We start from the raw sequence: 14244 nt of genomic DNA, 5'->3' as shown, positions 1-14244 counted from the left end.
CGACGACAAGGTGTTCCGAGCGCCCGAGACACTGATAGAACACACGATCGCTCGAGTGTTCACCGATGTGCTGGGTATCGACACGGTCGGTCTCGACGACTCGTTCTTCGCCCTCGGCGGCGACAGCATCATGTCGATCCAGTTGGTGACCCGGGCCAGGGCGGTGGGTGTCGTGTTCTCCCCCCGCGATGTGTTCGAGCGTAAGACGGTCGCCGGGCTGGCCCAGGTCGCCGCCCACGACGGGGCTGCGGCGATCGCCCCTCCGACGGAACTGCCCGGCGGGGGTGTGGGGCCGATACCACTGACACCGATCATGCGATGGCTGCTCGATCGGGCGGAGTCGAGGTTCGGCCGCTTCTCGCAGGCAATGGTTCTGGGTCTGCCCGGGGGGATCGACCGACAGGGACTGACGGGCACGGTGCAGGCGGTCCTCGATCGGCACGACATGCTGCGCGCGCGGCTGCGCCAGGGCGACGATGGGGGCTGGACTTGGGAGGTGCTGCCGGTTGGAACGGTTCGGGCCGACGACGTCATCCAGCGTGTGGTGATGGAGGGGAGGCCGGGAAGCGTCGAGTTCCACGCGTTGGCGGCGGCGGAGTTGGATGCCGCCGCAGACCGGCTCGATCCGGGCGCAGGGATCGTGGTGCAGGTGGTCTGGTTCGACCCGGTGGACGCGGCGGAGCCGGGCCGGGTACTGGTGCTGGTGCATCATTCGGCGATCGATGGGGTCTCCTGGCGCGTGCTGGTACCGGACCTCGCGTTCGCCTGGGTGCGGATCGAATCCGGTGAGCCACCCGATCTGGCCCCGGTCGGGACGTCGATGCGCAGGTGGGCGCACGGGCTGGTCGAGGCTGCTCAACGTCCGGATCGGGCCGCAGAGCTCGAATTGTGGCAAGCGATGGCAGTCGGTGACGATCCGGTGATCGGGTCCCGGCCCCTCGATCCCGCGATCGATGTGGCTGCCACCGCCCGCACCGTCGAGGTCGAAGTGCCCCCCGAGGTGACCGAGGCGCTGTTGACCACCGTGCCCGCAGCGTTCCACGGCAGCGTAGGCGACGGGCTGCTGACTGCGCTGGCGCTGGCGGTGACGAAGTGGCGGCGCGAGCACGAGACGGAGGTCTCCGGCGGCCCTCGCGCGGACGTGGTGATCGGTATCGAAGGGCACGGCCGTGAGGAGAACGCCGTCCCGGGCTCGGATCTGACCCGGACGGTCGGCTGGTTCTCCACGAGTTTTCCGATGCGTGTGGATCTGTCGGGTATCGATCTCGACGACGCGTACGCGGGTGGACCGGCTATGGGGGCAGCGGTCAAGTCTGTCAAGGAACAGCTCCTCGCTGTGCCGGACTACGGAATCGGCTACGGCTTGTTGCGATATCTCAACGAGGACACCGGCCCGATACTGCAGGCTCTGCCGACGCCGCAGATCGGGTTCAACTACCTCGGCCGTGTCTCCCCGGGAATTCCCGAAGGGATGGCGGCGATCGGATGGATGCCGGTGGACGGTGGCGGTGACCTCGGCGGTGGCGAGCTCGCCGGCGCACGGAATCCGGATATGCCGGTGTCTGCGGTACTCGACATCAATGCCCTCACCCTCGATGACGGGGGGCGGCCGCGATTGCGGGCGATCTGGTCGTATCCCGCCGGCGTGCTCACCGCCGACCAGGTGCGCGAGGTCGCGGAGTCGTGGTGCCGGGCATTGACTGCGTTGGCAACCCATACCCGCCACTCCGGGAGCGGGGGGCGGACGCCCTCGGATCTGGATCTGGTCAGGCTCGGGCAGTCCGAGATCGAGCGACTCGAGGACAGGTATCCGGCGTTGAGCGACGTCTGGCCATTGACGGCGTTGCAGGAGGGGTTGCTGTTCCATGCGCTGGTCTCTGCGGAGTCGGTGGACGCCTACGTGATGCAACTGGTCCTCGAGCTGCGCGGGCACGTCGACCCGCAGCGGCTGCGCCGAGCCGGGCAGGTGCTGCTCGACCGGCATGCGAATCTGCGCACCGCCTTCGTCACCGACATCGGTGCCGCGCCGGTGCAGGTGGTCCTCGAACACGTCGAGGTTCCGTTGTCGGAGCTCGATCTGTCTGGGCTGGACGACGGCGCACGGAATCGCGAGTGGGAGCGACTCATGGCCGCCGACCGCGCGACCCGGTTCGACTCGGCTTGTGCTCCGCTACTTCGCTGGATGCTGGTCACCACGGGGCCGGAGCACTACCGGCTGGTGCTGACCAACCATCACCTGCTGCTCGACGGCTGGTCGACGCCACTGCTGCTGAAGGAGTTGCTGGTGCTCTATGCCACCGACGGCGACACCTCGATGCTGCCTCGTGTCCGTCCCTATCGGGACTTCCTGGCGTGGATCGCCGGGCAGGACCCGGCCGCGTCACTCGACACCTGGGCCCGCGCGTTCGACGGCGCCGACGAGCCGACCCTGGTGGCTCCGGGCGATCCCCTCCGTCGATACACCGAATCACGTGAGGTGGTCGGCGAACTGACCGAGGCGCAGACCGCGGCGCTGACCGGCCTCGCGCGGTCCCGTGGGATCACCCTCAACACCGTGCTCCAGATGGCGTGGGCGATCGTGTTGGGCGGGTTGACATCCCGAGCGGATGTGACGTTCGGTAGCACGGTCTCCGGACGGTCCCCGCAGCTCGCGGGCGTCGAATCGATGATCGGGCTGTTCATCAACACGCTGCCGGTGCGCGTCCGGCTCGACACCACCGAGAGCCTGGGGCAACTGCTCGACCGAATCCAGGCGGAGCAGGTCACGCTGCTCGATCACCAGCTCGTGGGTCTGACCGAGATCGAGCGGGTGGCCGGGCCGGGGGCCGTGTTCGACACGATAGTGGTGTTCGAGTCCTATCCGATCGATCGCGGTGGGCTGACGGCAGACACCGACGTCGCCGGGATGCGACTGCTCGACGTGACAGGCACCGACGCCATGCACTATCCGCTGGGTGTGGTTGTCCATGTCGACACGCGACTGCACCTCAAAATCAAGTACCTGCCCGAACTCTTCGACCACGACATGATGGATGCGACTCTGCAGCGGGTCCTGCGGGTGATCGGCATCGTTACCGCCGACCCGGATCTGCCGCTGGCCCGGCTGAATCTGCTCTCTCCGGCGGAATACCGGGAGTTGACGTCGGTGTCGGGTAATCCGGCTGTGCCGGGGCGAGTCTTGCCGGAGTTGTTGGCGGCGGCGGTCGCGAGGAATCCGGGGGCGGTCGCGGTGGTGTGCGGGGATCGGCGGTGGACGTACGGCGAGTTGGATGCGGAGTCGAATCGGTTGGCGCGACTGTTGATCGGTCGGGGTGTGGGGCCGGAGGCGATCGTTGCGGTGGGCTTGCCGCGGTCGTTCGAGTCGGTGCTGGCGATATGGGCGGTGGTGAAGTCGGGGGCAGCGTTCCTGCCGATCGACCCCACCTACCCCGCCGACCGGATCACGTTCATGCTGACCGATTCCGGTGCGCGGGTCGGTATCACGGTGTCGACGGTAGCGGCAGAGCTGTCCGGCACGATCGACTGGCTCGTACTCGACGCCCCCGAGCTACGAGCCGATCTCGCCACCACCTCCGCGGCCGCCATCACGCCGGCTGAACGGAAAGTGCCGCTGCACGTGGCCCACCCGGTGTACATCATGTACACCTCCGGCTCCACCGGGCGCCCCAAGGGTGTGATCGTCACCCATACCGGACTGGCGAACTTCGCTGCCGAGCAACGTGACCGGTACGCGGTGGCGCCGTCGGCGCGGATCCTGCACTTCGCGTCACCGAGCTTCGACGCGGCCATGCTCGAACTGTTGATGGCGATCGAGGCCACTGCGGCACTGGTAATCGCGCCGACAACCGTATACGGCGGAGAAGAGCTGCGGCGCTTGCTGATCGATCAATGTGTGTCGCACGCCTTCATCACCCCGTCGGCGCTGGCGTCGGTCGACCCGACAGGCCTGGATGGCCTGCGGGTGCTCGTCGCCGGCGGCGAAGCCTGCCCGGCGAGATTGGTCGAACGGTGGGCGCCGGGCCGAGCGTTCCACAACGGATATGGTCCGACCGAGACCACCATCATGACGAATATCAGTGCGGCGCTGGACCCATCGACGGCGGTAACGGTCGGCGGGCCGATCCGTGGGGTCGAGCAGGTTGTGCTCGACGCGTGGTTGCGACCGGTGCCGGTCGGGGTTGTGGGGGAGTTGTATCTCACGGGTCCGGGTCTGGCTCGCGGTTACCACAACCGGATGGATCTGACGGCGTCGCGGTTCGTCGCCGATCTGTTCACAACCCCGGGACAGCGCATGTATCGGACCGGGGACCTGGTGCGCTGGCTGCGGCTGCCCGAAGGGGGCCTGACCCTCGACTTTGTGGGCCGCGCGGATTTCCAGGTCAAGATCCGCGGTTTCCGCATCGAGCTCGGCGAGGTCGAATCGAGCCTGCTGGCCCACTCGGATGTGGCCCGCGCAGTAGCGACCATGCACCGGAGCCACGCCACCGGAGATCGGTTGATCGGGTACGTGGTGCCCGAGTCCGGCGCCGACCTCGACCCGGCTGCCATCCGCGCATTCGCGGCGGAGCGGTTGGCCCCCCATATGGTGCCCGCGACCGTGGTGATGCTGGACGCGCTGCCGCTGACGAAGAACGGCAAACTCGACCGCGCCGCACTACCCGGGCCCGACTTCACCACGAGCCGAGCCGAATTCCGGGCACCGGTCACCGACGTGGAGACGACGCTCGCGGGACTGTTCGCCGAGGTACTGGGTGTCGACACGGTCGGCCTCGATGATTCGTTCTTCGCCCTCGGCGGTGACAGCATCGTGTCGATCCAGTTGGTGACCCGCGCCAGGGCGGCGGGTCTGGTGTTCTCCGTGCGCGAGGTGTTCGAGCGTAAAACGGTCGCCGGGCTGGCCGGAATCGCCGTCCGCGACAGTGCCGCGGCGGCCGCCCTTCCGGCGGAACTGCCCGGCGGGGGTGTGGGTCCGATGCCGGTGACGCCGATCATGTGCTGGATGTTCGAGCGCGGCGCATTCGACCGCCTCTGCCAGTGGGTGATGCTCACTCTGCCGGCCGGCATCGACCGGACCGGAATCACGGCGACCGCGCAAGCGGTGATCGATCACCACGACATGCTGCGGGCCCGATTGCACCCCGACCCCGGGCATCCATCGGGTTGGGCATTGCAGGTGCAGCCGACCGGGGTATCCGCCGCTGGGCTGATCCGGCACGTGTCGGTGGATGCGGCACCGGACAGCAGTGCTTTCGCCGCAATTGTCGACGCGGAGGCGAATGCGGCCGCCGAGCGCCTCGACCCCGCGGCGGGAGTCATGCTGCAGCTGGTCTGGTTCGACTGGGCCGGACAGCCGGGGCAGCTGCTCGTCGTCATACACCATCTGGTAACCGATGGCGTGTCGTGGCGGATCCTCGTGCCCGACCTCGCTGCCGCATGGGCCCAGGTCAGTGCCGGGCAACGGCCGCGGCTCGCGCCCGTCGGTACGTCGATGCGACGCTGGGCGCACGGTCTGGACACCGCTTCGGGGAACCTCGATGAACTCGACTGGTGGCGGTCCACACTCAGCGCCGCTGATCCGGCGATCGGTGCCCGCCCTATCGACCCGGTCGTGGATGTGCAGGCCACCGTCGCCACTGTCACGGTGACGTTACCTATCGCAGTGACCCGCGCCGTCCTGACGACCCTGCCCCGGGCTTTCCGCGGCAACGTTGACGACGCCCTCATCACCGGGCTCGCGCTGGCGCTAGCTCGATGGCGGGGCCGCCGCGATAACGCGGTCACCGAGGCGCTGCTCACCCTCGAAAGCCACGGCCGCCATGACACGGTGCTCACCGGTGCCGATCTCACCCGCACCGTCGGGTGGTTCACCACCACCTACCCGGTGCGGCTCGACCTGTCCGATATCGACATCGATGACGCGTTCGCCGGTGGCACTGCCGCAGGGGCGGTCATCAAATCGATCAAGGAACAACTCCGACAGGTTCCCAACCACGGGATCGGCTACGGGCTGCTGCGCTACCTCAACGCCGATACCGCCCGCATTCTGGGTGCGTTGCCCGACCCGCAGGTGAGTTTCAATTATCTCGGCCGGTTCGACACCATTCCGGAAGCGTTGCGCGACAGCGCGTGGATGCCCGCCCGCGGCGACGCCAAGGCCGGCGGTGTGGAGAACCCCGACGCGTCCGTAGCAGCCCTGCTCGGCGTCAACGCGGTCACCATGGACACACCGGACGGGCCGGCCCTCACCGCCACCTGGGACTACCCGGCCGGCCTGCTCACCTCCGCCGAGGTCACCGACCTCGCGGACCTGTGGCGCGACGCGGTGACGGCTCTCGCCGCCCACTCGTCCCGGCCGAATGCCGGCGGGCTGACTCCCTCCGATGTAGGCCTCGTCGCCCTCGACCAGGACGCGATCGACCGGCTCGAGATCCGGTACCCGGTGCTGGACGATATCTGGCCGCTCACACCGCTGCAGGCAGGGCTGCTGTTCCACGCCCAGCTTGCCGAGGGCAGCCTCGATGCCTACATCGTGCAACTCTGTGTGGAGCTCGGCGGACATGTGGACGCGGACCGGTTACGCCGCGCCGCGCAGACGCTCGTCGAACGGCACCCGAACCTGCGGACTGCATTCGTGCACGACGGCGCCAGCGATCCGGTTCAGGTGGTGCATAGGCATGTTGAGGTGCCGTTCACCCAGATCGACTTGGCCGAGTGCGACGACACCGAGGCCGCGCTCGAACACCTCATGGACAGCGACCGCCACTTCGACATGACCGCGGCGCCGCTGCTACGACTGACGCTGATCGGCACCGCACCCCAGCGGTACCGGCTGGTGCTGACCATGCATCACATCCTGATCGACGGCTGGTCCATGCCACTGCTGATCCGGGAACTGCTGATCCTCTACGCCGGCGACAGCGACGCCAAGGCACTGGTCCCGGTGCGTCCCTACCGCGACTACCTGATGTGGCTCGAGGCCCAGGATCAGGACGCGGCGGAGACCGCGTGGGCGCGGACACTCGAGGGGCTGGCCGAGCCGACCCTGCTGGCGCCCGAAGTCCCCGGCCGCCGGCAATCCGCTGCCGCGCGTGAGGTCCAGGTGCGGCTGAGCGAATACCGCACCGCGGCCCTGGTCGCCGTGGCCCATCAGCAAGAGACCACCCTCAACACCGTCGTGCAAGCCGCTTGGGCGATCGTGCTCGCCGGCGCGACCGACCGCGAAGACGTGGTCTTCGGCACCACCGTCTCCGGGCGCCCGCCGCAGATCCCCGGTATCGAATCGATGATCGGGCTGTTCATCAACACGGTGCCCGTGCGGGTCCGGCTCGACTACCACGAAAACCTCGCCCAGCTGCTACGGCGAATCCAAACCGAACAAGCCGCGCTGCTCGACCATCACCACCTCGGACTCGCCCGCATCCAACAGGTGGCCGGTCCCGCCGCGATATTCGACACCGCGACCGTCTTCGAGTCCTACCCGATCGACTCGGCCGGGCTGTCCAAGGACACCGACATTGCCGGAATACATGTCCTCGACGTGCACGGACGAGACGCCGCGCACTTTCCGCTCGGCCTGATGGTCCACCACGACACCAGACTGCACCTGACCTTCAAATACCTGCCCGAACTGTTCACGCAGCACCAGATCGAGGCCATCGCCGATCGGGTGCTGCGAGTACTCGAGGCCATCGCCGTACACATCGACCTCCCCCTCACCCAACTGGAGCTGCTATCGCCGGTCGAGCGAGCCGCACTGGTACCTGTTCGCAGTCGCCCCGGCGAGGTGGTGTCGGTGCTGCCGCAGGTTTTGACGGCCACGGCGAGGCCGGACACGGAAGCGGTGGTCTGCGATGGCGAACGGCTGTCCTACCGCGAACTCGATGAAACCTCTAACCGGTGGGCGCGCGTGCTGATCGAAGCAGGCATAGGACCGGAATCGTTGGTAGCCATAGCGTTACCACGCTCCATCGATGGCGTGATCGCCGTGTGGGCGGTCGCTAAAACCGGCGGCGCATTCGTTCCGATCGACCCTACCCATCCCCACGACCGGATCACCCGCATGCTCGTCGATTCCGGTGCTGCCGTCGGCCTGACACTCCAGACCTACCGAGACCAGCTACCGGACGCCGTCAGATGGCTCGTCCTCGACACCCCTTCCTTCGCCGCGACGGCAGCGTCGGCGCACCCCAACGCGATCACCGACCCCGAACGCACAACCACGCTACGGCCACAGCACCCGGCCTACCTGATCTACACCTCGGGCTCTACCGGAACCCCCAAGGGGGTAATGGTCACCCACACCGGAATAGCGAACCTGGCCGCCGAAATACGGGAGCGGTTCGGCCTCTCCCCAGCCTCTCGAATACTGGCTGCCGCCTCGCCGACGTTCGACGTCTCGATCCTCGAATGGCTCAGTGCCGCCGTCACCGGAGCCACCCTGGTCCTGGCACCCGCAGCGGTGGTCGCAGGCACCGAACTGGACGAGTTGATCAACGCCGAACATGTCACACATGCCGCTCTCACCCCAACAGTGCTCGCATCGCTGCACCCTGACGAACTCGACACCCTACGCACTCTGATCCTCGGCGGCGAGACATGCCCAGCAGACCTGGCAATACGATGGATGCCTGGTCGCACGGTGCTCAACTCCTACGGGGCTACCGAAACCACAATCATCAGCTGCGGCGACGCACCCGTGACCACAAGCACAGACAGCCCGATGACTATCGGCGGCCCGATTCACGGATTCGACGCCGTCGTACTCGACCACAGACTGCGCCCCGTCCCACCCGGAGTGGTCGGCGAGCTATACCTGTCCGGACCGGGTCTCGCCCGCGGCTACCACAGGCAAACGGCAACCACAGCCGCCCGATTCATCCCCGACCCATATGGGCCGCCCGGAACACGCATGTATCGCACCGGCGACCTGGTCACCTGGACCACCGACCGAACACTGCAATTCAACGGCCGGAATGACATGCAAATCAAGATCCATGGCCACCGCATCGAACCCGGCGACATCGAAGCCGCGCTGCGCAGCCATCCCGACATCGTCGACGCCGCCGTCACGGTCCACACCCAGCCCAACGGTACGGATCGACTGACCGGCTACGTCGTTCCCACTCCCCACACCACGCTCGACACCACTGCGCTGAGAACCCACCTCGCAATCCGACTACCCACCTACATGATCCCAACTACCATCGTCACCCTCGACCGGATACCCCTCACCTCCACCGGCAAAGTCGACTACAAAGCTCTACCCACACCCGATCCGCAATACACTCGGTTCCGGTCGCCGTCCACGCCGCTAGAGGCCACCGTCTGTGACGCCTTCGCCCAGACCCTCGACATCGAACGGAACGGCGCCGACGACGATTTCTTCACCCTCGGCGGCAACTCATTGGCCGCCGCCCAAGTGGTGGCGCTGCTGGAGGAGTCGACCGGTGTCGACGTGCCGGTTCAGTGGATCTTCACCGATCCGACACCGCAATTACTGGCCCACCGCATCGACACCCGCCTCCATGGCATCGACGAACAAGACCCCGGCGACGCGATCTCGGTCATGCTCCCCCTGCGCGCCGCCGGAACCGCCCCGCCGCTGTTCTGCGTTCACCCTGCCGTCGGATTGGCTTGGTGTTACAGCGGGCTCGTGCAGCACCTCGACTCCGACCGTCCCGTCCGAGGGCTGCAATCCCCGGCGTTCACCGAACCAACCGTGCGGTTCGATACGCTCGACCAACTCGCCGCCCGCTACGTGCGGGAGATCCGGTCCGTTCAACCGCACGGCCCCTACCATTTGCTCGGATACTCGCTCGGCGGCACCATCGCCCACGCGATCGCCGTTCAACTCCGCCGTGACGGCGACTCTGTCGCCACCCTGGCCATGATGGACACCCGTGTCGTCACCGCCCGCACTACTCGCGCTCCTACACCCACCATCGCGGAAATGCTCGCCGAGTTCGGCGGCCTCACGGTTCCACCGGGCGCCACCGACCTCACCATCGAGGCCGCAACCGAGTTGCTGCACCGGCAAGGCGGACTCCTCACAGCCGTGACCTCCGAACATCTCGTGATCCTGCGTGACGACTACACCCGACTCGTCGACCTCACCTTGAACCACCGGCCTGCGCTCTTCGACGGTGACCTGATCTACTTCAACGCCGCCGACCACACGGACGACGACCCCTATCCGGCGCTCGCGTGGAACGACCACATCACCGGCAGTATCACCGAACACGACGTTCCCGCTCGGCACGAACGGATGACCGAACCCGACGCGCTCCGCGCAATCGGACTCGTCCTCACAGAGCACTTCCGCTTGACCCTCACCACCTGAGCAGTATGCCGGGGCGCACCCGGCGCGGATGCTGAAGTTCGGGCTCACGGCCCCGTCGGTCGCGCCATCGTGGGCTCTCTGAGAACCTATCGAGCTGTTGCCTGGCGCTTCGTGATCTGCCAGCTGTATGACGGCAGCCTCGTCCGCAGTAGCATGGGATTGCCTGTTATTTGCCTACCCTGGAGCGGGAGGTGAAAGTGCCGATTCGCGCGTGGATTCGATGGCTGCTCCTGCATGGCCTGACGCGGTCCTACCTGCTGTGGTCGGCGCGTAGGGGCGATCCCCTCGCTCAGATCGCCTTCGGCCAGGATCGCTTGCTCGGCGCGTCGCCGTTCATCGAGGAGATCCGACAGCGGGGCCGTCTGCCCAAGATGTCGGGAGTGTACGTCACCGCGGACTACGAACTGTGCCGTCACATCCTTCGAGACAATCGCTTCGGCGTGGTCACGCCCAACCATCCAATTATTCCGAAGCCGGTCCGCTGGGCGCTGACCAAGACGGATCAGAAACTTCCCAACCTCACGGAACCGCCCTCGATGCTGGTGACGGATCCGCCGGAACACACCCGGTACCGACGCCTGGTCGGGCGGGCATTCAGCCCGAAGGCGATCGCCAATTTGGAGCAACGGGCCGTTGAAGTGACCGATGACCTACTCGATCGCCTGGAATCAAAGCCGCGACCGGACCTGATCGAGGACTTCGCGGCACAGGTGCCCATCGCGATCATCGCCGAGATTCTCGGGTTTCCCGCCGACATGCATTCGACCATGCTGAAGTGGGGTTTCAACAGTGCGCCGCTGGTAGACCGAGCCCTGACCTGGACCACGTATCGCCACGCCACCGAGGAGCTGGCCGAGGTCAAGCAGTACTTCGACCAGCGCATCGACCAGCTCACCGCCGAACCGGGCGATGGCCTGCTCACTGTGCTGGTGACAAGTGGTGAGCTCACCCGCCGCGAGCAGATGGCCAACGCGGCCCTGCTGCTGGACGCCGGATTCTTGACGACGGTGAACCTGCTCGGCAACGGAATCGCACTGCTGACCAGCCATCCGGATCAGCTGAAACTGCTGATGGCGCAGCCGGAGCTGTGGCCGAGCGCGATCGAGGAAATCCTGCGCTACGACTGCCCCGTGCGGATGACCGGCCGGATCGCCAACTATGACGTCGACATCGCCGGTCAGCACATCAAGCGCGGTTACCTGGTCTTACTGTCATTTGCGGGCGCAAACTACGACCCCGGCGTCTTCCCCGATCCCGAGCGATTCGATGTGACCAGGGACAACGCCGCGGATCACCTCGCGTTCGGCGGCGGGGTGCACGGCTGCTTGGGATACCGGTTGGCCCGAATGGAAGGCGTCATCGCGCTGCGGACCCTCTTCGAGCGATATCCGGATCTGCGCTTGGACGGCCCGCCGATCCCGCGTCGCCTGGTGAACCTGCACGCCTACCGCTCCATGCCCGCCAAACTCACTGCCGACTAGGGCGTGTTTCGAAGTCCGTGATGGGGTGGCATCGCTGTGCGGTGCCATCCCATCAGTGTGTTTGATGGGAGCTGTTGTCCGCGTTGGTATATGGGTGAGGTCTCCGGTATTTCGGGTTAGCGACCAAGCAAACCTGAATAGTGCCGGAGACCTCGTGGCCAGCGTAGCGGTGACGGGGCGAGCGGATCTGACCGATGCCCAATGGGCGCGGTTGGCGCCGTTGCTGCCTCGTGGGAAGAAGGCGGGACGTCCGCCGAAGTGGACCAAACGACAGCTCATCGACTGGATCCGGTGGCGGACCCGGGTCAGTTCCCCATGGCGGGACGTGCCGGTCGAGTACGGGTCCTGGCTGGTGGTGTATGGGCTGTTCCGGCGTTGGCAGCGTGCCGGAGGGCTATCCCTGCCCCTGGATGTTGTTGATCAAAGCCCTGTCTCGGTACGACGGATATTGATCACCTGCAGGTAGTCCACCCGGGTGTGGTCGGGAATTAGTTCGACTAGGCGGACGGCGGCCACTGTCTCCGCGATCGATTTGATGGCGCCGTGGTGGCGTGGATCCAACGGGAACCGATCCGATTCCGGCAGCAAGCGATTCGGCGTAGTCCCCCGCTTCTGGCGCCAGTAGGCTGTATCGCCCCCTCGGCGAACGTTGTTGGTAGTAGACGTATTCGAATGCCACGATCACTCCGGGTCGACGTGCCCCGGTCGCAATCGGTGATGGTCGGCGCGGTAAAGACCTTTCGCATGCGCCCTTCGGAATGGCGGTCGTGGTTGTCGGTGGTGTGGCGGCTTGTAGCGCGAACCACAATCGTCCGATCTGCGTGGAATGGAGTGTGAGCGCAACCGGTGCGCACGGACCCAGTTGCCCTCGGCGATATGCCGAGATAGTGAGCCGCTTTGCACTTCATACGCCGCGTCCTGGCGACGCTCACATGCGAGCTTGGCGCGAGTCAGCCACGCTGGTCCGGAGGAAGCGAGAGGTGATGCAGCCGGTCACGGACTCCCATAGTTGCGCAGAACTGCGCCTGAGCCTGCAATGCGCGAACCCTCATCCATTCCAGCTCATCGGTCGTGCTCGACCTCAATGCTTTCTCCAGCGCTTCTGAGGCTTCCTGGCCCCACTCTTCTGCTCGCTCGGTGTAATCGTCAGTTTTGCTCATGAAATGACGGTATGACGGTGTGCGGCCATGAATTTCAGATTCCGATTTTATTTGCCAAAGAGTTGCAGATGACGATATCTGTCCCATTCGGTGCCCACGGCTGGGACCCGCCCTGGCTCAGGCGTCATGCGGAACGAGATCGTAGGATCGGCTACTGTCCGGCGCTGTGCCGTTGCTGCCGCTGCTCCGGTCAAGTCGATCGCGGCGATCTGGACCGCGCAGCTACTGAGCATCCTCGGCGACTGCTTCTACGCCCTCGCGATCATGTGGGTTGCCCTGCAACGCTCCGGACCGGTCGCCATGGGTGCGGTCGCGATCGCCGAAAGCGTGCCGTTCATCCTGATCGGAACCTTCGAGGCCCGGCTTCTACGCCGACGTAATCAACATTTCGCTATGTCACCCTCATAGCCGGCTTCGAACACGATCCGGGCAGCGTCGACCGAATGGCACAGCAGGCACGCCTCGTAGAGCCATACGGGCGACAAGCTCACCAAGAAACAATCCGGCATACCCGTAGCGGCTCTTGCCGAAACCGATTCCATAGGCACACAACGATCTACCGAATCTCGAATTCGATCGAAGTACCGGTTACCGTGGCATCGACAGACGAAGACCCGACTCAACGTTCACCCCAGGTCTGGCCAACGAGCGGGACTGCCCCGAGTTCGGTTGACTCCCAGCCTGTGAGGACCTGGTCCTCGCTGTAAGGATGTCATCATGCCCAGCCCATACCCCGAGGATTTCCGCCGCGATGTGGTCGCCATCGCCCGTAAGGGCGAGGCACCGTTGCCCCGGATCGCCAAGGGTTTCGGGATCTCGATCAGCTGCCTGCAGAACTGGCTCGAGAAGGCCGACATCGAGGACGGCACCACCCCCGGCGTGACCCGCCAGGAGCTGATCGAGCTGCGCGAAGCCAAGAAACGGATCCGCGACGACGGCGAGGACGCCGCCAGGATGTCCGCCCTCGCCCATGCGATGACCACCAACCTCACCGAGCGCTGGCGCAAGATAGCCGACCTTGCTGAGGCACCGGCCGATCGGCCTCGACCACTATGAGGTGTTTCTGTTGGACATCGTGTGCCGGAGCCTTGACCGCCGCTGGGCGCGCTGGCCCGCCTGGGACACTGCCGTGAAGAAGCGAAAAGTCGGGGTCGTCCAGCAGGCCGAGAACCGCAACCCGCCTGGCAGCGCACGAGAGATCTGAGTGGCCCGAAGGATTCCGGACATCAGCCCAAAGTAGAATTTGGGTAATTGATCGTAATTG

Annotated in this window: 6 protein-coding genes; 5 read left to right on the top strand and 1 reads right to left on the bottom strand. The window is 65.9% G+C overall.

The genetic code is table 11. From position 1 onward, the window contains the following. Window positions 1-55 precede the first annotated feature (55 nt). From GFY24_RS39740 to GFY24_RS42765, 3 genes are all read left to right on the top strand, one after another. Window positions 56-10339, top strand: coding sequence for a non-ribosomal peptide synthetase (locus GFY24_RS39740; protein WP_194853209.1), 10284 nt, complete (start codon window positions 56-58; stop codon window positions 10337-10339). Window positions 10340-10530: 191 nt separating this feature from the next. Next, window positions 10531-11820: a cytochrome P450 gene (locus tag GFY24_RS39735; RefSeq protein WP_309231898.1), complete on the top strand. Its 1290-nt coding sequence runs from the start codon at window positions 10531-10533 to the stop codon at window positions 11818-11820. A 64-nt stretch (window positions 11821-11884) separates the two neighbouring features. After that, window positions 11885-12286: a transposase gene (locus GFY24_RS42765; RefSeq protein WP_228567122.1), complete on the top strand. Its 402-nt coding sequence runs from the start codon at window positions 11885-11887 to the stop codon at window positions 12284-12286. 484 nt (window positions 12287-12770) lie between these two features. Here GFY24_RS42765 and GFY24_RS39725 read toward each other — a convergent pair whose 3' ends face one another. Beyond that, window positions 12771-12980 carry a hypothetical protein gene (locus tag GFY24_RS39725; protein ID WP_153810282.1) on the bottom strand — a complete coding sequence of 70 codons (210 nt, stop codon included), beginning with the start codon at window positions 12978-12980 and terminating at the stop codon, window positions 12771-12773. Window positions 12981-13106: 126 nt separating this feature from the next. Between GFY24_RS39725 and GFY24_RS39720 the strand changes: the two genes are divergently transcribed. After that, window positions 13107-13388 (top strand): hypothetical protein, encoded by a 282-nt coding sequence (locus GFY24_RS39720; RefSeq protein WP_153810281.1) that lies wholly within the window; start codon window positions 13107-13109, stop codon window positions 13386-13388. A 309-nt stretch (window positions 13389-13697) separates the two neighbouring features. Continuing rightward, window positions 13698-14036 carry a hypothetical protein gene (locus GFY24_RS39715; RefSeq protein ID WP_153810280.1) on the top strand — a complete coding sequence of 113 codons (339 nt, stop codon included), beginning with the start codon at window positions 13698-13700 and terminating at the stop codon, window positions 14034-14036. Window positions 14037-14244 lie beyond the last annotated feature (208 nt).

It is taken from the genome of Nocardia sp. SYP-A9097, assembly GCF_009649815.1.
Taxonomy (GTDB): domain Bacteria; phylum Actinomycetota; class Actinomycetes; order Mycobacteriales; family Mycobacteriaceae; genus Nocardia.
This window is presented reverse-complemented; position numbering and strand designations above follow the sequence as displayed.